This is a genomic window from Lysobacterales bacterium (assembly GCA_019634735.1).
In the GTDB taxonomy this organism is placed as follows: Bacteria; Pseudomonadota; Gammaproteobacteria; order Xanthomonadales; family UBA2363; genus Pseudofulvimonas.
Map to the genome: position 1 here is coordinate 40,066 of JAHCAT010000014.1, position 16,738 is coordinate 56,803.

General features: G+C 69.6%; 16 protein-coding genes. 4 read left to right on the forward strand and 12 right to left on the reverse strand.

Annotated features, from left to right (window positions below; genetic code table 11):
- Window positions 1–17 precede the first annotated feature (17 nt).
- From KF823_13125 to pilM, 5 genes are read right to left on the reverse strand one after another with little or no spacing between them, the layout of a single operon-like run.
- Complete coding sequence (locus KF823_13125) at window positions 18–2,249, reverse strand: type IV pilus secretin PilQ family protein (protein ID MBX3726846.1); 2,232 nt, start codon at window positions 2,247–2,249, stop codon at window positions 18–20.
- A gap of 10 nt (window positions 2,250–2,259) precedes the next feature.
- Window positions 2,260–2,799, reverse strand: coding sequence for a pilus assembly protein PilP (locus KF823_13130; GenBank protein ID MBX3726847.1), 540 nt, complete (start codon window positions 2,797–2,799; stop codon window positions 2,260–2,262).
- A gap of 1 nt (window position 2,800) precedes the next feature.
- On the reverse strand, window positions 2,801–3,478 hold the full coding sequence (gene pilO, locus KF823_13135) for a type 4a pilus biogenesis protein PilO (protein ID MBX3726848.1): 678 nt from the start codon (window positions 3,476–3,478) through the stop codon (window positions 2,801–2,803).
- Window positions 3,475–4,074 carry a PilN domain-containing protein gene (locus KF823_13140; protein ID MBX3726849.1) on the reverse strand — a complete coding sequence of 200 codons (600 nt, stop codon included), beginning with the start codon at window positions 4,072–4,074 and terminating at the stop codon, window positions 3,475–3,477. Before KF823_13140 ends, pilO begins: the two co-directional genes overlap by 4 nt.
- Complete coding sequence (gene pilM / locus KF823_13145; protein MBX3726850.1) at window positions 4,074–5,123, reverse strand: type IV pilus assembly protein PilM; 1,050 nt, start codon at window positions 5,121–5,123, stop codon at window positions 4,074–4,076. The genes KF823_13140 and pilM overlap by 1 nt, the downstream gene beginning before the upstream one ends.
- A gap of 242 nt (window positions 5,124–5,365) precedes the next feature.
- Here pilM and KF823_13150 point away from each other — a divergent pair, with 242 nt between their 5' ends.
- Window positions 5,366–7,780, forward strand: coding sequence for a penicillin-binding protein 1A (locus tag KF823_13150; protein MBX3726851.1), 2,415 nt, complete (start codon window positions 5,366–5,368; stop codon window positions 7,778–7,780).
- A gap of 35 nt (window positions 7,781–7,815) precedes the next feature.
- On the forward strand, window positions 7,816–8,454 hold the full coding sequence (locus KF823_13155; GenBank protein ID MBX3726852.1) for a hypothetical protein: 639 nt from the start codon (window positions 7,816–7,818) through the stop codon (window positions 8,452–8,454).
- 68 nt (window positions 8,455–8,522) lie between these two features.
- Here the strand turns inward: KF823_13155 and KF823_13160 are convergent, their stop codons facing one another.
- The 7 genes from KF823_13160 to KF823_13190 all read right to left on the reverse strand — a co-directional run bounded on the left by KF823_13160 (window position 8,523) and on the right by KF823_13190 (window position 15,366).
- Window positions 8,523–9,998 (reverse strand): hypothetical protein, encoded by a 1,476-nt coding sequence (locus KF823_13160; GenBank protein ID MBX3726853.1) that lies wholly within the window; start codon window positions 9,996–9,998, stop codon window positions 8,523–8,525.
- Window positions 9,985–10,302 (reverse strand): hypothetical protein, encoded by a 318-nt coding sequence (locus tag KF823_13165; protein MBX3726854.1) that lies wholly within the window; start codon window positions 10,300–10,302, stop codon window positions 9,985–9,987. Before KF823_13165 ends, KF823_13160 begins: the two co-directional genes overlap by 14 nt.
- Before the next feature lie 268 nt (window positions 10,303–10,570).
- Window positions 10,571–11,875, reverse strand: a complete 1,305-nt coding sequence (locus KF823_13170) for a citrate synthase (protein MBX3726855.1) — start codon at window positions 11,873–11,875, stop codon at window positions 10,571–10,573.
- A gap of 636 nt (window positions 11,876–12,511) precedes the next feature.
- Entirely contained in the window at window positions 12,512–12,757 is a 246-nt protein-coding gene (locus KF823_13175) for a type B 50S ribosomal protein L31 (GenBank protein MBX3726856.1), read from the reverse strand.
- 91 nt (window positions 12,758–12,848) lie between these two features.
- The gene (locus tag KF823_13180) at window positions 12,849–13,565 is read right to left on the reverse strand and encodes an SPOR domain-containing protein (protein MBX3726857.1); all 717 of its coding nucleotides are present in this window, start codon (window positions 13,563–13,565) and stop codon (window positions 12,849–12,851) included.
- 77 nt (window positions 13,566–13,642) lie between these two features.
- A complete protein-coding gene (locus tag KF823_13185) occupies window positions 13,643–14,386 on the reverse strand; it encodes a type III pantothenate kinase (GenBank protein MBX3726858.1) in 744 nt (247 codons plus the stop codon).
- Window positions 14,377–15,366, reverse strand: coding sequence for a biotin--[acetyl-CoA-carboxylase] ligase (locus KF823_13190; protein ID MBX3726859.1), 990 nt, complete (start codon window positions 15,364–15,366; stop codon window positions 14,377–14,379). Before KF823_13190 ends, KF823_13185 begins: the two co-directional genes overlap by 10 nt.
- 300 nt (window positions 15,367–15,666) lie before the next feature.
- Between KF823_13190 and KF823_13195 the strand changes: the two genes are divergently transcribed.
- Both KF823_13195 and KF823_13200 read left to right on the forward strand, forming a co-directional pair.
- Entirely contained in the window at window positions 15,667–15,903 is a 237-nt protein-coding gene (locus tag KF823_13195) for a hypothetical protein (protein MBX3726860.1), read from the forward strand.
- Between the two features lie 52 nt (window positions 15,904–15,955).
- Window positions 15,956–16,717 carry a zinc-dependent peptidase gene (locus tag KF823_13200; GenBank protein ID MBX3726861.1) on the forward strand — a complete coding sequence of 254 codons (762 nt, stop codon included), beginning with the start codon at window positions 15,956–15,958 and terminating at the stop codon, window positions 16,715–16,717.
- Window positions 16,718–16,738: the final 21 nt, after the last annotated feature.

A 16,738-nucleotide genomic window follows, 5' to 3' on the forward strand; every position in this document is an offset into this window, starting at 1 on the left:
GGGAATCCGGTGCGCGGTTACTGCAGCGTCTCGCGCAGCAGCTTGGGCGTGACGAAGATCAGCAGTTCTGCCTTCGACATCCGGCGGTTCTTGTTGCGGAACAGGTTGCCCAGCACAGGCACGTCGCCGAGCAACGGCACCTTCTGCAGGGACTCTTCGGATGAGATCTCGTAGACGCCTCCCAGGACCACGGTCTCGCCGTTCTGGACCAGGACCGCGGTGTTGATCTCGCGCTTGGTGATCGAGGGAATGGTGCCCTGCGGCGTCTGGATGCGCTCGGCCACCTCGTCCTTCTTGACGTTCAGGGCCAGGAAGACGCGCCCGTCGTTGGTGATGGTCGGCGTGACGCGCAGCTCGAGCAGGATCTCCTTGAAGTTCACGGTGGTCTGCACCACGCCGCCGGACACCTGTGTGGTCTGGTAGCCCTCTTCACGGCCCTGCTTGATCACGGCTTCCTGCTGGTTGGCGGTGATCACCCTGGGGTTGGACACCACCTCGCCGCGACCCTCTGCCTGCAGAGCCGAGAGCTCCAGGTCGAGCAGGTAGTCGGCGCCCAGGATGGCCAGCGCGAAACTGCCGGCGCCGGGCGTGCTGACCGGAAGGTTGAAGTTCAGGCGCTCACCCAGCAGCGGAGCGCGGATCGGGTCGCCGCGCTGTTCGGGCTCCACGAAGACGGGCAGGCCACGGCTGCGACCGGTGTAGCGGTTGCGGATCCCCTCTCCGTTCATGCGGTCGGTGCCGGTGGCGCTGCCCGCGGTTGTGAAGATGTTGCCCTCGCCATCCTCTCTCGCGCCGCTGACGCCGAAGCGGGCGCCCAGCTCGCGCGCGAAGCTCTCGTTGGCAATCACGATGCGGGACTCGATGAGCACCTGCTGTACCGGCCGGTCGAGCAGGGCAATCAGTTCCCTGATCTCCTGCAGCTTCGGCGGAATGTCGTTGACCAGAAGGGTGTTGGTACGGCGATCGAAGGAGACGCTGCCGCGCGGGGACAGGAAGCCCCTCGCTCCCGTGGTCCCCTGGCCGGCGCCCCCACCCTGGGACTGCTGGCTCTCGGTGGTCAACAGCTTGGCGATCTCCTCGGCACTGCCGAAGTTGATCGGGATGTAGTCGGTGATCAGCTCGGCGCGCTCCTCCATGGCGATGCGCGCGTCCTCCATTTCCTTCTCGCGGTTGGCGATCTCCTGCTGGGGCGCGATCCAGATCACGTTGCCCTGGGTGCGCTTGTCCAGGCCCTTGGCCTGCAGGATGATGTCGAGTGCCTGGTCCCACGGCACGTTGACGAGGCGCAGGGTGATGTTGCCCTGCACCGAATCCGCGACCACCACGTTGAGTTCGGAAACATCGGCGATCAGCTGCAGCACCGAGCGGACCGGTATGTCCTGGAAGTTGAAGGTTACGCGCTGACCGGAGTACTCCGGCGTCTTGAGGCGCCGCTCGGCGGCGGTCGGCTCACGCTTCTCGGCGACCTCGACCACGTACTGGTTGCCGGTCTGGTAGGCGAGCGTCTGGATCGCGCCACTGGTGCCGATCTCGATGCGCGCGCCGCTGTCGCCGACCGCGCGGATGTCGACGAACTGCACCGGCGTGGCGAAATCGGTGACGTCGAGGCGGCGGATGTTGCGCTCCGGGACCCGAACGTTGGCCAGCTCCAGCTGCAGGCGGTTCCCGAACTCCCGCATGTCGGCGCCGACGCTTTCGCCGGTGAACACCAGCTGCAGCCGGCCCTCGCCGTTGCTGCCGCGCCGGAAGTCGACCCGGTCGAGCTCGTTGCGGGCGGCGATCGCCGGTCGCTTGGTGGGATCGGTCTCGGCGGCGATGGTCGCCGATCCGCCGGACGCCGACACGCCGGATTCGACGCTGAGCACCAGCGCCGGGCCCTCCTGGCGCAGCGAATAGCTCGCCGGGCGCAGGAGATCGACCACCAGGCGGGTGCGACCGCCCGATTCCACCGCGGAAACCGCGCTGACGGCGCCGCTGCCGACCGGCAGCCGGCGCTCGGCCCAGGCGTTTCGCGTGTCTATCAGGTCGACCGCGATGCGGGCCGGCGAGTCGGTCGCGAAGTCCCTTGCGTCGACGCGGGCCTCGGCCAGGGTCATGCGGATGTCGACCCGCCCGCCGCCAGCGACCACGTAGTCGACCGATTCCAGGATGTTGGACGCGAACGCTGCGGGTGCCAGCAGCAAGGCCAGGATCGTGGCTGCGGCGGCCAGCGGCCGGCAGCTGTTCTGGATGTGGGCAGAGGCAATCATGGGCTCGCTCTCACTGGTTCTCGAGTGGGATCAGGGCGGGCTGCTCCAGCCATCCGCCCACGCCGTTGGGGATGAGTTCGACCAGCTCGATGCGGTCTTCGAAGATTCGGGTGATGCGTCCGTCGGCCTGACCCAGGTAGTTGTTCGGCCGAACCCGGTAGACCACGCCGTCCGGCGCCTTGATCAGGCCGTACATATCGGCGGCCATGCCGATGGTGCCGACCATGTCCAGGGCGTCGAGCGGAAAACTCTCCAGGGCTTCCTTGCGGCGATTCGGGTCCGGTCGTGGGCCCACGCCGGCCAGGGTGACCCGCTCCTCGCCGGTCTCCCAGGGCGAGAACGGCTCGCGCATGTCGAAGGCATCGTAGGGATGCGGATCGAACGTCTTCAGGACCGGCAATGGATCGAGCGGCGCACCGCGCCTGGCCTTGACCTGCTCGACCCACTCCTCGAGGTCCCGCTTGCCGCCGCCGCAGGCGGCCAGCGACAAGGCCAGGGCCAGGATCGCAAGGACCCTGCCGGACCACATCATCTCCCCCTGACCAGACATCTCAGCCTCCTCCCGCGGCAGCCGCGTCCTGCGCTGCCTGCTCGTCTTCGTCCAGGTACCGGTAGGTCCGGACCGTGCCCTCCATGCGCAGCGGACCGCCGGGCGTCGCCGCCTGGGCGCCGCCGCGTCGGGCACCACGACTGGCCCCCGGGCTGTCGCTGGGCTGCAGGACGATATCGTGCATGGTCAGGATGACCACGCGCGGCAATGAAGCCAGATCGCTGATGAACTGGCCGAACTGGTGATAGGTGCCGACCATGCGGATGGTGATCGGCTTTTCCGCATAGAAGTCCCGAGGCACCTCGGCGCCGGGCTCGAAGAGCTGGGTGTCGATACCTGCGGCCAGCGCGGTCTGCGAAATGTCGGTGAGCAGATCCGGCATCTCCGTTCGGCTGGGCAGCTGGCGCAGCATCTGGCGGAACTGCTCGTCCATCTCGGCGAGCTGGTCCCGATAGGCGGCCAGGTTGACCACGCGGCCCTGCTTGATCTCGAAGTCGCGGCGCAGGTCCTGCTCCTGGCGCGCATGCATCTCGAGCTCGAGCTTCTGTTCGCTGATCTTGAAGTACCAGCCAGCGACGGCGATCAGGATCACCACCAGCGCCGAGAAGGTGACCTTGACACCCTGCGGCCAGGCCCCGACGTTGCTGGTGTCGAGGTTTCGGAAATCGGAAAGCTTCATTGCGTGCCTCCGGCATCCGCGAACGGCGGGTCGTCCTCGGTCTCGGGCGCGCCGGGCTGGGTCATGGTGACCCGCAGCGTGAATGCGAACCGGCTGCCGGCGTCCTCGCCCTTGGCCTCGACGACGCGCAGATCGGGATTGGTGAGCCATTCCGAGCTGTCGAGCCGGCGCATGTACTGGGATACGCGCGCCTGCGACTGGGCGACGCCCTCCAGGGTGAGTTGCGGACCCGACTGGCGGACCGCGCTGAGGCGCACGCCTTCGGGAATGGTCTTCACCATCTGCTCCCACAGGTGGACCATCTGCGTGCGGTTGGCCTGCAGGCGCTCGATGACGTCCTTGCGTGCGATCAACTGCCGACGCCGCTCCTCGAGCCGCTCGATCTCGCGGATCTGGTCCTCGAGCCGGGTGATTTCCTCTCTCAGATAGGCGTTCCGGGCGAGCTGGTCGTCTATCCGGTTGTTGTAGAAGGTGATTCCGGCGAGCACGACCAGGACGCCCAGCACCGCGGCGGCGCCGAGCATGATGTAGAACTCCCGCTCGCGCTGCTTGCGGCGCTTGACACGCCAGGGCAACAGGTTAATGCGCGCGGCCATCAGTCGAAGCTCCTCAGCGCAAGCCCACAGGCGATCATCATCGAGGTGCCCTCCTCCACCGCACGGGCCGGGACCCTGCTGGCCCGGCCCATCTCGGCCAGCGGATTGCCGACGTGGGCCGGGACGCCGATCTCGGCGCTGATCGCCTCGGCCAACCCGCTCATCGCCGCCGTGCCGCCACAGACGATGATCTGGTCGACCCGGCTGAACTCGCTGCCGGCGTAGAAGTACTGGAGCAGGCGGCCGAGCTGCACGGCGACGCCGTTGCGGAAGCCGGGCAGGACCTCCTCGGCATAGCTCTCCGGCAGGCTGTTGGCGCGGATAGCGGCCTGCGCCTCGTCCTGGCTCAGCCCGTAGCGGCGCTGCACGTCGTCGACCAGGCTGCGCCCGCCGAAGGCGTGCTCGCGGGTGTAGACCACCCGCCCTTCCCGGATGACCACCATCGCCGTGGCGTTGGCGCCGATGTCGAAGATCGCCGACACGGTGTCGGCCGGGGCGTTGCGCACCACCGGCAGCAGCTCGGCGGCGCGGGCGATGGCGAAGGCCTCGACATCGACCTTTTCCATGGTCAGCCCCGCCAGCTCGACCACCGCCACCCGGGAGTCGACGGTTTCCGTGCGGCAGGCGGCCATCACCACATCGACCAGCTCGGTGCCGCGGTTGCCCAGGACATGGAAGTCCAGGCTGATGTCCTCGAGCGGGTACGGGATGAACTGTCCTGCCTCGACCTGGACCTGACCTTCGAGGTCGTCTTCGTTCAGGCCGCTCGGCAGGGTCAGGATCTTGGTGATCACTGCCGAGCCGGCCACGGCGGCGGCGGCATGCTTGATCCGGCTGCCGGAACGCTCCAGCGCCCGTTTCACCGCATTGCCCACCGCATCGACGTCGCTGACCTGCTTGTCGCGGACGGCGTCGGAGGGCAGCGGCTCGACGGCCCACGCCTCGATACGGTAGCCACGGTCCTGCCGGCCCAGTTCGAGCAGCTTGACGGATGTGGACGAGATGTCGATGCCGACCAGGGCCGGCGACCTTGCTTTGAAGAGACCCACGAAGATTCCCCCTGTAGGACGGTCTCTTACGACGAATTGTTGTTCAGCCGGATTAAAGGTCAAAACCCTACCCGTGTGCAACACCTTTTTTACGCCGGCCCTGAGGAACCCCCGGCAACAGCAGGAAAGCCAAGGAAAAGTATGATCCTGGTCACAAAACAAAACCGAACCTGAACGCGGGTATCCGCCCGACGTCCGCGCGGGCCACTGTCGGGGGCCGTCCGGCACCGTATACTGCGCCGGTGTCCACCGTCCCCACCCCCGAGCCGGCACCCCGTCGGCGTCGGCGCCGCCTGCTGCGATGGTTACTGGCCCTGCTGGCCGGCGTCGTCCTGCTCGGCGTGGTTGCCGTCGCCACGCTGTACTGGCTGATCGCCCCGACCCTGCCGTCGGTCGACGCCCTGCGCACGGTCGAGCTTCAGGTTCCGCTCAAGGTACTGACCCGCGATGGCAGGCTGATCGCGAATTTCGGCGAGATGCGCCGGATCCCGGTGCGCATCGAGGAGGTGCCCGCCTGCGTGCGCGATGCCTTCCTGGCCGCGGAGGACGCGCGCTTCTACGATCACCCGGGCGTCGACTGGCGCGGCATCTTCCGTGCCGTCTGGCTGCTGGCGATCGGTCATGAGGGCCGGGTTCCCGGCGGCTCCACGATCACCCAGCAGGTCGCCCGCAACTTCTTCCTGAGTTCGGAGTACAAGCTCAAGCGCAAGGCCGCGGAAATCCTGCTGGCGCTGCGCATCGAGCGCGAGCTCAGCAAGGACGAGATCCTGGCGCTGTACCTGAACAAGATCTTCCTGGGCCACCGTTCCTACGGGATCGCCGCAGCGGCCGACTTCTACTACGGAAAGAGCCTCGACCAGCTGACCCTGCCCGAGTGCGCCATGCTGGCCGCGCTGCCCAAGTTCCCGTCGACCGGCAATCCGATCACCCGCCCGCAACGCGCCCTGCAGCGTCGCAATTACGTCCTCGACCGCATGCTCGAGGTCGGCTTCATCGACCGTGCCGCCCATGCCGCGGCGCTGGGCGAACCTGAGCGGGCGCGTCCCCATGAGTCGCCTGCAGAGGTGGACGCCCCCTACCTCGCCGAGATGGTGCGCATGGACGCCATGGAGCGATTCGGCGAGGACGCGTTGACCAATGGCTACGTGGTCTGGACCAGCATAGACGGCGACATGCAGGAGGCCGCCAACGCCGCCGTGCGCGCCGGCATCCTCGAGTACGACCGCCGCCATGGCTGGCGCGGGCCGGAAGCCCGCCTCGAGCTCGGCGACAGCGACCCCGACATGCGCTGGCGTCTGGATCCGCTGGCCGGCCGCTACAACATCGCCGGCCTGCAGCCGGCGCTGGTCCTGGAGTCCAGCGCACAGACCGCCCGCCTGGAACTGCGCGGCGGCGAAACCGTCGAGATCGGCATGGACGCGTTGTCCTGGGCCCGCGAGTACCGCAGCGTCAACGCCCGCGGCCCGGCACCGTCCCGGGTCGATGCCGTGCTGGCGCCAGGCGATGTGGTCCGCCTGCGGCGCGACGACGAGGGCGCCTTGCACCTGGCGCAGATGCCCGCGGTGCAGTCGGCGATGAGTGCGATCGACAGTCGCGACGGCGCATTGCGCGCCCTGGTCGGCGGCTTCAGCTTCGCCCTGAACAAGTTCAATCGCGCCACCCAGAGCGCGCGCCCCCCCGGTTCCAGCTTCAAGCCGTTCGTCTACGCCGCCGCATTCGACCGCGGCTTCAACCCAGGCAGCCTGGTCAACGATGCCCCGGTCGCCCTTCCCGACCCCTCGCAGCCCGACGGCTGGTGGCGGCCCGGCAATGACGATGGCCGGTTCATGGGCCCCGTCCGCCTGCGCGAAGCAATGGTCCGCTCCCGCAACCTGGTCTCGGTTCGCCTTCTGGAGGCGATCGACGTCCGGCAGGGACGCGACTACATGCTGCGCTTCGGGTTCCCGCCCGAGGCCCTTCCGGCCAGCCTGTCGCTATCGCTGGGCACCAGTGCCGTGGCGCCGATCCAGATGGCGCGCGGCTACGCGGTGTTCGTGAACGGCGGTCGCCTGGTCGACCCCTGGTTCATCGAGCGGATCGAGGATCGCGAGGGGCGCGCGCTGTTCCGTACGCAGCCGCTTCTGGCCTGCGAGGACTGCAGCAACGAGGCGGGCGGCGTTCGGATCGCGCCGGAGGTGATCGATCCCCGGATCGCCTTCATGGTCACAAGTCTGATGCAGGACGTCGTTACCCGCGGCACCGGCTCCGGCGCGCGGGTGCTGGGCCGCCCCGATATCGGCGGCAAGACCGGCACCACCAACGATTTCCGGGATGTCTGGTTCTCGGGGTTCGGCGGCCACCTCGTGGCCACCGTCTGGGTGGGTTTCGACGACTTTTCGCCGCTCGGCCAGGGCGAGTTCGCCTCGCGCAACGCGGTGCCGATCTGGACCGAGTTCATGCGCACCGCCCTGGATGAGCTGCCGGTGCGCGAGTTCGCGCTGCCGGACGGCCTGGTCCGGGTGGCGATGAGCCCGTTCACCGGCGCCCTCGCCCGTCCCGGCGAGCCCGGTGCGGTCAGCGACCTGGTCCGACGCGAAGACATCGAGCGGATCCGGTTCGGCCAGGGCATCCTCGGCGGCACCAGCGCCGAGGAGGAAGCGGCGTACGACATCTTCTGAGACGGGTCGCACCGACCAGGGCCGAAGAGACCGCATTGGCCAGCCGGGATCGCAACAGCCAGAGACAGCGGATTGCACAGGCCGCTGCGCGCCTGCTCCATGAGGGCGGGAGTCGCGACTACCGGCAGGCCCGGCGCAAGGCCGCGCGCAACCTGGGAATCGACGATCCCCGCCTGTTGCCCGATGCCGCCGAGATCGAAGCGGCCCTGCGCGAGCACCGGGCGCTGTTCGGCGACAACAACGCGCACCAGTGGCTGCGGACGCAACGGGAGGCGGCCCGCGAGGCGATGGATTTCCTGGCCCGCTTCCAGCCGCGCCTGGTCGGACCGGTGCTTGCCGGGACCGCCGACCGCCATGCCGTCATCGAGCTTCAGGTGTTTTCCGATCCACCCGATGCCGTGGCGCTGTTCCTCGCCGAGCAGCGCATTCCCTACCGCGACGGCGAGCGCCGCCTGATCCTGAGCGGCGACCGCCCTGACCGCACGCAGGTCCTGGCGTTCAGCGCAGGAGGCCAGGACTTCGAGCTGACCGTCCTTCCGGAAACCGCTCTCCGGCAGCCCCCGCGCGAACTCGATGGCCGCCCGCTGGCGCGAGCCGGTCCGGCGGCGCTCGACGCCTTGCTGGCCCGGATCGATCATGAGGAGGCGACACGGACGCCGCGCGCGGGGCCCTGAAGGGCGGGCCGGTATCCGGGCGGCGAATGCGGCGGTGGCGCTGTCGCGCAATCGGACCGGGGCCCTGCTCAGGGCAGCGGCGAAACCGGGCAGTCGACAGGGGGAATGGGGGGCAGAGGCACCAGGAGCGGCCAGCCGAGATCCCGGAACAGGTCGAGCGTGAGATCGAGATCGTCGAAAAGGCTGCGACTGATCGATGGCGCCATCAGCAGCGCAGGCTGGGCCTCGCTGTGGAAGTGGGATACCGACGAGCCGGTCTGCAGAGTAGATGGCGCGAACATCCGGACGCAGCCCTGGCGGGTTCCCGAGGGCGTGGAGGACCGGCCGAACCCTGTCTCCAGTCGGGCGCGCAACAGACGCAGACGCAGGGCCTGCCCCTGCTCGCGGGAGACGCCGACGGCCGGAATCGTGATGTCGGCGGCGCTGCCCCCCATCACCGGTGGCGGACCATCGGCCTGGTTGGCGACGATCACGCCCACCGCGCCATGCTGCTGGGCGTTGCGGACCTTGTCGACGAACGGACAATAGCCCCGGTCGAGCAGTGCCACCTGCCCGGCCAGCCGCGAACCGTTGCGGAACGGAAACTCGCAGCCGTCGGTCAACGTTCCCAGGGGCTCGCCCGCACCAGCCACGCCGTCGTCGACGGCGACCACGCGGGCCGATCCGGCCAGGCCGGGCCAGGCTGGACCGAACTGCGCGAGAGCCAGACCGCCGACCAGTTCCGGGCCGCCACGGATGCCGTCCAGCGCAAGCACCGGCTCGCCCAGGAGCACATCGGCACCCCCACGGCTGACCGCACGCCCGCTCCAGACCAGCCAGGGATCGTCGCGCGCGGATTGCGCGCGCTCGGCAGCCGACAGCGCACGCCAGTGCCGGCCGCGCTGGAGGTCGTACAGGTAGTGGCTCCAAAGAGTCGGCGAGCTTCCGGGAAACTGCCCGGTGGCCAGATCGGTCTGGGCCGAGAAGCCCAGGCCATGGGCCAGCTCATGGAGTGCCACCGGCAGCAGGGCGATGCGGTCGGCGGGCACCGGCTGGGCGGGATCGAGGCCGTACCACCAGCCGCTCACACCCGTGCTGCAGCCGCTGTCCACGGCCAGGTTGAACTCCGCGACGACATCGTCGCGGCTGTCGAGGTCGACCCGCGCCAAGGCGTTCGCATGGGCGATGTGATAGGCCGTATTCGGCCTCGGCGCGTTCGGGAAATTGCTGGCCAGCGCCACCGGTCCGGCACGCGCCAGTGTCGTGCCCTGCGAGCCGCAGGTCAGCGCCAGCATGCGGATGCCGACGCGGATCGGAACGGGGCTGTCCAGGACCGCACCCCAGATCTCCGCGGCGCGCTGCAGCACGGCCAGGCGCTGTCCGCCCAGCGTGGCGGCACCGTTCGCACCGGCACCGGGATCGGCCGGCCGGGTGTCGGAGAAGCCCGTGCCCGCCGCATCGCCATTGACCAGGACCACCTGGGCGGCCGACAGCGGTCCGGCCAGCAAGAGGGCCAGGAGCAGCGCCGCCAGGCCGTTCCGGAAGGGGCGCTCAGCGCGCGGCATCGGCTTCCTCGCCACGCTGCCTGTGCCACCTGAAGTCGCGCCGCTGCGGCAGCGGCCGATCCGGGCCGCTGCACACCATGCGCCGCCCGCTCTGGTCGGTGACCAGTTCGAGCTGCTCCATTCCCCAGCCATCGAGGTAGGTGATGACCGTGCCGTCCGGGGCCCGACTCTCGGAAATGACCGGCAGGGTCGGCTGTCCCCAGGGCCGGGCCAAGGCCGGCGTGTGCTCGATGTGCACGCCCGCGGGCGGTGCGCCAGCGACCGGCGCGGCCATCAGAAAGGTCAACAGGGCGGCCAGGCGCATGGTCGGGCGACGCGGGCGGAGCGGGACTTGGCCCGAGTCTAGCAGCCTGTCCGACTTGGGCGATCGTCGCGAGGGAAAGCGGGATGGAGGACACATTCGTCCTCGTTCGAGGACCGTAGCAACGCCACCTGAGGAGAAGTATTGCGGATACGGACCGATCCCGGCATTTGCGCAGCAGATCAGTCCGTGTCCGACAGGCTGCCAGCAGCCTGTCGGACCCGCCACGCGCGGTCCGGACCGGTGCCGTCCGCCCAGGCTCCGTGCCGGCTCAGCGCTGGCTCAAGGCCCTGTAGTCGCGGCGCACGGCACCGGTGTAGATCTGCCGCGGACGGCCGATCTTGGTGCTCGCGTCGGCACTCTGCTCCAGCCAGTGGGCGACCCATCCCGCGGTCCGGGCGATCGCGAACATGACCGTGAACATCGAGGTCGGGATGCCCAGCGCCTTGTAGATGAGCCCGGAGTAGAAATCGACGTTCGGGTAGAGCTTTCGCTCGACGAAGTAGTCGTCCTTCAGCGCCGCCTGTTCCAGTTCCAGGGCGACATCGAGCAAGGGATCGCTGACGCCGAGCTCCGCCAGGACCTTGTGGCACATCTCCCGGATGATCGCCGCACGCGGGTCGTAGTTCTTGTAGACGCGGTGCCCGAAGCCCATCAGCCGGAACCCGGACTCCTTGTCCTTCGCGCGCACCACGGCCTTGGCGACGTGCCGGGCGTCGCCGATCTCCTCGAGCATCTTCAACACCGCCTCGTTGGCGCCGCCATGCGCAGGTCCCCACAGGGCGGCGATGCCAGCGGCCACGCAGGCATAGGGGTTGGCGCCTGTGGAGCCGACCAGACGCACGGTGGAGGTCGAGGCGTTCTGCTCGTGGTCGGCATGCAGGATGAACAGCAGGTCCAGCGCCCGGGCGGCGACCGGCTTGAGGTTCAACGGCTCGCTCGGCACCTCGAACATCATGTGCAGGAAGCGCTCGCAGTACTCGAGGTTGTTGCGGGGGAAACGGATCGGCCAGCCGATCGAATAACGGTAGGCGGCGGCGGCGATGGTCGGCATCTTGGCGATCAGCCGGATCGCCGCAAGCCGGCGATGCTCGGGATCCTCGATGTCGAGCTGTTCGTGGTAGAAGGCCGCCAGCGAGCCGATCACACCGCACAGCATGGCCATCGGGTGGGCGTCGTAGTGGAAGCCGTGCATGAAGGTCTTCAACGACTCATGCATCATCGTGTGGTGGGTGACCTCGTGCTCGAAGCGCTGCGCCTGGGCGGCATCGGGCAGCTCGCCGTTGATGAGCAGGTAGGCGACCTCGAGGAAATTCGACTGCTGGGCAAGCTGTTCGATCGGATAGCCGCGGTAGAGCAGCACGCCCTCGTCGCCGTCGATGTAGGTGATCGCGCTCTTGCAGCTGGCGGTCGAGACGAAGCCCTGGTCGTAGGTGAACAGGCCCGTATCGCGGTACAGCCGCCCGATGTCCAGGGTCGCCGGCCCCAGCGAGCCCTCGATCAAGGGCAGTTCGGTCTGCTTGCCGGAATCGGCGACGGTCAGTGCGGCATGCTTGGCGGACACGGGAACCTCCATGGCGGGCAGGGGCGCGCGGACTCGGGCGGGGCGATCACGGGACCGGCCCGGCGCCCTTGAGCTGGCGCGACGTGAAGTCGGGACCGGGCGGGGCCGGCCGTCCTGGTTCTATTGCACCGCCGCATTATCGCATACGGGTCAGCATGGACGACGCCTGGCGGGGCCGCTCGACCTGACCCTTGTCGCGCGCAAAGGTCGGCTCACCCGCAGCTCGCGGGTAGCGGCCGAATCTGGGGTCTGGCCGGGACACTTGGCGGATGCGAACCGACCCGGGAAAAGCGGACCGGCCGGTACTTCCCGACAGTACCGGGCGCATGCCGTGAAGGCGCCGGCCCGGCTCCGGCTGACGCCTTTGCGGGCGGATTCCGCCCGTTCCGGAGGCCTGCGCCACGGCTTCGCCGACCGACCGGCGACCGTCATGCTCGGCAGACGGTCACTCACTGGCGGTGCGGATGCGGCCGGGAAACGGGCCGGATCCCTCGACGCCCGCGGCGGGCCCGGTCATCGATGTCCCCATGCGGAACATCGGGAAGGCGTGCGCCGGACACACGGAGGACCGGCGAGCCGCTCGGGCGCGCCGGTCCAGGATGGCTTGTCGGCAGGGGCATCCGGGGCACTTGCCCGGATGCCGGGGTATCACTTGCCGGCGTAGCGGCGACGGAACCGGTCGACGCGGCCGCCGGTATCGACCACCTTGTGCTTGCCCGTGTAGAACGGGTGCGACTTGGAGGAGATCTCGACCTTGACCAGCGGGTACTCCTTGCCATCCTCCCAGACGATGCTGTCCTTGGTGTGGATGGTCGAGCGGGTCAGGAACGCGAATTCGGCGTTGGCGTCCTGGAAGACGACCTCGCGGTAGTTCGGGTGGATGTCGGGCTTCATGGCACTGCCTTGAACAGTCAAGCGGGCAATCATAGCGGCGCCGGGAGCGGCTGCGCAAGGCCGGGAGGGGAACGCAGGCCGCCCGTCCCGATCAGGACCGCTCGACGGTGGCGCAGGCCACCTCGCTGGCGCCGAGGTCCTGGCCGGTGCCGACCAGGGTCCGCCAGTCGATCGGCGCAGGGTCCGGCTGGCGAATCGCGAGCCAGAACACGCGCTGCTCCTCGACCCGCTCGCTCAGTTCCGCAGGGTAACCACGGCTGCGCATCTCACCCTGCCGGCGCTCGGCGTTGGCGCGGTCGCGGAACAGGCCGAGCGAGATCGTGTTCTCGCGATCCCCCGCGGTCACCACGTAGTAGTCGCGGACACCGGCCGCGGCCAGCTCGCGTGCGGTGACCAGGGCGCGGTCGCGGGAGGCGAAGGCCGGCAGGTAGACCCAGTAGCCGCGGAAACTGCGCTCGACCGTCTCCCGGCTGGCCAGGGGCTGGCCCAGCGCGACCAGCGCGGTTTCGGCCTGGCGCAGGGCCGACTGGGTCTGGAACGGACCGATCTCGATGCAGAGCGACGCGCCGGACGACGCAGCGGACCCGGCCTGGACAGGCAGCGGCTCGGGCATGGGCTCGGGGGCGTCGGCCAGCTCGGCGCTGGCGTCGCCCAGGGATGCCAGGCTTTCGCCCAGCAGGGTCAGCACCGCGACGCCAGGGTCGGCCGTAGCCAGCCGCTGTCGTTCCGGCACCGGCGCCAGCCATAGCCACAGGGCAGCGGCGATGTTCAGGGCCAGCAGCAGCAGGAAGACGATGCGTGCGAGCATGATCGCAGTGTAGCCGGGCAGCATCGACCTGTGCTGCCCCTGCGCGTTCACGCGAACGCAGACGCCGGCGCCCGCCCTCAGCCGGCCGCCGGTGTGTCGCCGCTCCAGGCGTCCAGCCCCTCGAGCACCAGCCAGGGGCGAAGCCGGAGCGGCTCGGCCAAACCGGGCGCCAGCGCGGAGGCATCGCCGCCGGCCAGGAAGACGGCATCGCCCGGTTCCCGCCAGCGCTCGACCAGCGCCAGCAGCGCCTGGAGGCAGCCACTGGCGATCGCTTCCGGGCTGTCGGTCGCCAGACCGGCGTCAGCGACCCCGCCGCGGTGGCGACGCAACCCGGGTGCCGCCGCGAACAGGCCAGCCTGCATCGCCGCCAGCCCAGGCACGATCAGGCCACCCGCGTGGCGGCCGTCGGCCTCCAGGCGGTCCAGGGTCAGGGCGGTGCCGGCGCTGACCACCACACAGCGGCCGGGACGCTCGCGCCACGCGGCGACCAGGGCGAGCCAGCGGTCGACGCCAAGCCTGTCCGGTGAGGGATAGCCGCAACGCAGACCCCGCCAGGATGCAGTCGGCGCCGCCCACCTGACCGGAAGCGCCGGCGACAGCCGGGCCAGCGTCGCCCGCAGGCGCCGCTGCGCCGCGGCTGGCGCCACGCTGGCCACCACGACCTGGTCCAGCGCCGCGCGCTGCCAGCGCGCGAGAAGCGTCGGTCCTGCCGCGGTGATCGCCCGCGGCGCATGAAGCCACCCCTGGGGTCCAGAAAGCACCCATTTCAAGCGGGTGTTGCCCTGGTCCAGCAGCAACCTCCTCGGCCCGGTCAGCGCCATGCCAGGGTCACCTCGGCGCTGTGGTAGGCGACGAGTCCGCCCTCATGGTCGACCTGCAAGGCCCCGTCCCGGGCCAGCCCGCAGGCGAGTCCGGCGCGCACGCCGGACGCCGACTCGACGATGACCCGACGGCCGGCCAGCGCATCCAGCGCGGCGAACCGGGCCAGGAAGGCGGCCAGCCCCTCGACATCGAATTGCTCGCTCGCTGCCAGCAGCGCTGCGAGGACACGGCCCGCGAGGTCGCTGCGTGTGGCAGGCCGGGCCAGCAAGGGTGCCAGGCTGGCCACCGGACGCGCCAGCTGGCGGTCGGTGGCGGTCGCCAGGGACCAGTTCAAGCCCAGGCCGATGACCAGCGAGCCATCGCCGGCCGCCTCGACCAGCAGACCGCCCAGCTTGGCCTCTCCGACCAGCAGGTCGTTGGGCCACTTGAGCGTGGGCGCTCGCAGCATCAGCGGCGCCAGGGTCTCGGCCACCGCACAACCGGCGGCCAGCGCCAGGCCTGGATGCTGTGCCGGCGGCCGCGCGACCCGGACGCGAACCGACATCAGGATCGCTTCGCCGTATCCGGCCAGCCACTGCCGCCCGCGCCGGCCCCGCCCGGCCCATTGGCATTCCGCCAGGAGCGCGCGCGGCAGGCTTCCCGTCGGCTGCGCGGCCAGTCGCGTGCTGGTGGAGTCGGTCAGCGCCAGCACCTCGACCGGACACGACCACCCGCTGAGGGCGGCCGCTTCAGCGATGCCGACGGCATCGAGCGCCCCGGAGTCGCGCCGCCAGCGCAGCTCGCCAAGGCGCTCATCGACAGCGAGAGGCAGTCCCAGCACCGACAACTGCCGCAGGGCCCGATCCAGGGCCGCCGGACCGCCGAGCAGGTCTGCGGCCTGCACGATCGCGCACGGCTCGCCGGACTGCAGCCGCTCCACCAGAACCAGCCAGCTCGCTTCGACCTGGTCATTGGTCGATCGGTCGGTTCCGGCGTCCACGACTGCAACTCCTGGGTCTGTGTCAGCAACATAGCCGGAACCCGCCTCAAGGATCGGCGCAATGTCACCCCGGCTTCGACTTCCCTGGCCAGGATCCAGGACCCCTGCCCTCCGGCCCTGGCCGCGCACGGCCCGAGAGTGTCCGGCGGGCATCGTAGCGGACACCATGGCGGACCGGATCCGGACAGTCCCCGCATGGGCGGCCGTTCGCCCAGGTCTTTTGTTTTCAATGACCTGGCCAGTCATGCCAGCTGGCATGCCGCTTGCCTATCCCCATCCAAGATGAAGCTGGAGCGCGCCATGTATCCCCTCCTTGTCCGCCTCGCCCTGGCCCTGGCCATCGTGCTCGCCGCTACCGTGATGGCCTTTGCCGCCACCGGCAACCCGGACGCCCGGGCCGGCGAGTCGGACTGCCCGGCGGACCCGGACTCCCGGGAAGCCGCCCTGCCCGCTGCAACGGGCGAGGCCGAGCCGTCCAGGCGACCGCCCGTGACCAGGCTGCGCTGGCAGACCTTCCTGCCGGGTGCCATCCGCTGAAGGGTTCCCAGGCAGGCTGGTGGCCAGCCGCTGGCTGGGCGACACTGGCGGCATGCTGCAATGGCTGCGCCGCCGGATCGCCGGCCCCGACCCCATCGCCGATGCCGACTGGCGCGCCACCCGCGAGGCGATCGCCCTGCTCGACGGGCTGGATGCCGGATCGCTGGAGCGATTGCGCCAGCTGACCAGCCGCTTCCTGCACGACAAGGACATCGTCGGCGCCGGCGATCTGGAGCTGAGCGCTCACGATCGCCGGGTGATCGCCACCCTCGCCTGCTTGCCGGTTCTGTCGCTGGGCTACGGCTGGCTGGGCGGCTGGCGCCAGGTGATCGTCTACGGGGATGCCTTCCGGGTCAGACGCGAATGGCATGACGAGAACTCGGGCGTGGTGACGGAGGGCGACGACTGGCTGGCCGGAGAGGCCTGGCAGCAGGGGCCGCTGGTGCTCTCCCTGGCGGACATCCAGGCCGACCTCGACGATCCCCATGCCGGGTTCAACCTGGTCGCCCACGAGATCGCCCACAAGCTGGACATGCTCGACGGTCACAGCGACGGCGTGCCGCCGCTGCCCGACCGGGCCCGCCACCGCCAATGGCTGACGGTCTTCCAGCGGGAATTCGATTCGATGCGAACCCGGGTCGAAGCGGGCCAGGACACCTTCCTCGATCCCTATGCCGGCGAGGCGCCCGACGAATTCTTCGCAGTCGCTTCCGAGGCCTATTTCTCCTGTCCCCGGGCGCTGGCCGCGGCCCACCCGGCCCTGCACCGGGAACTGCGTGCCTTCTATGGCGTCGAACCCGACTTGCCAGCCTGAAGCCACCCACCTTGGTGGTGC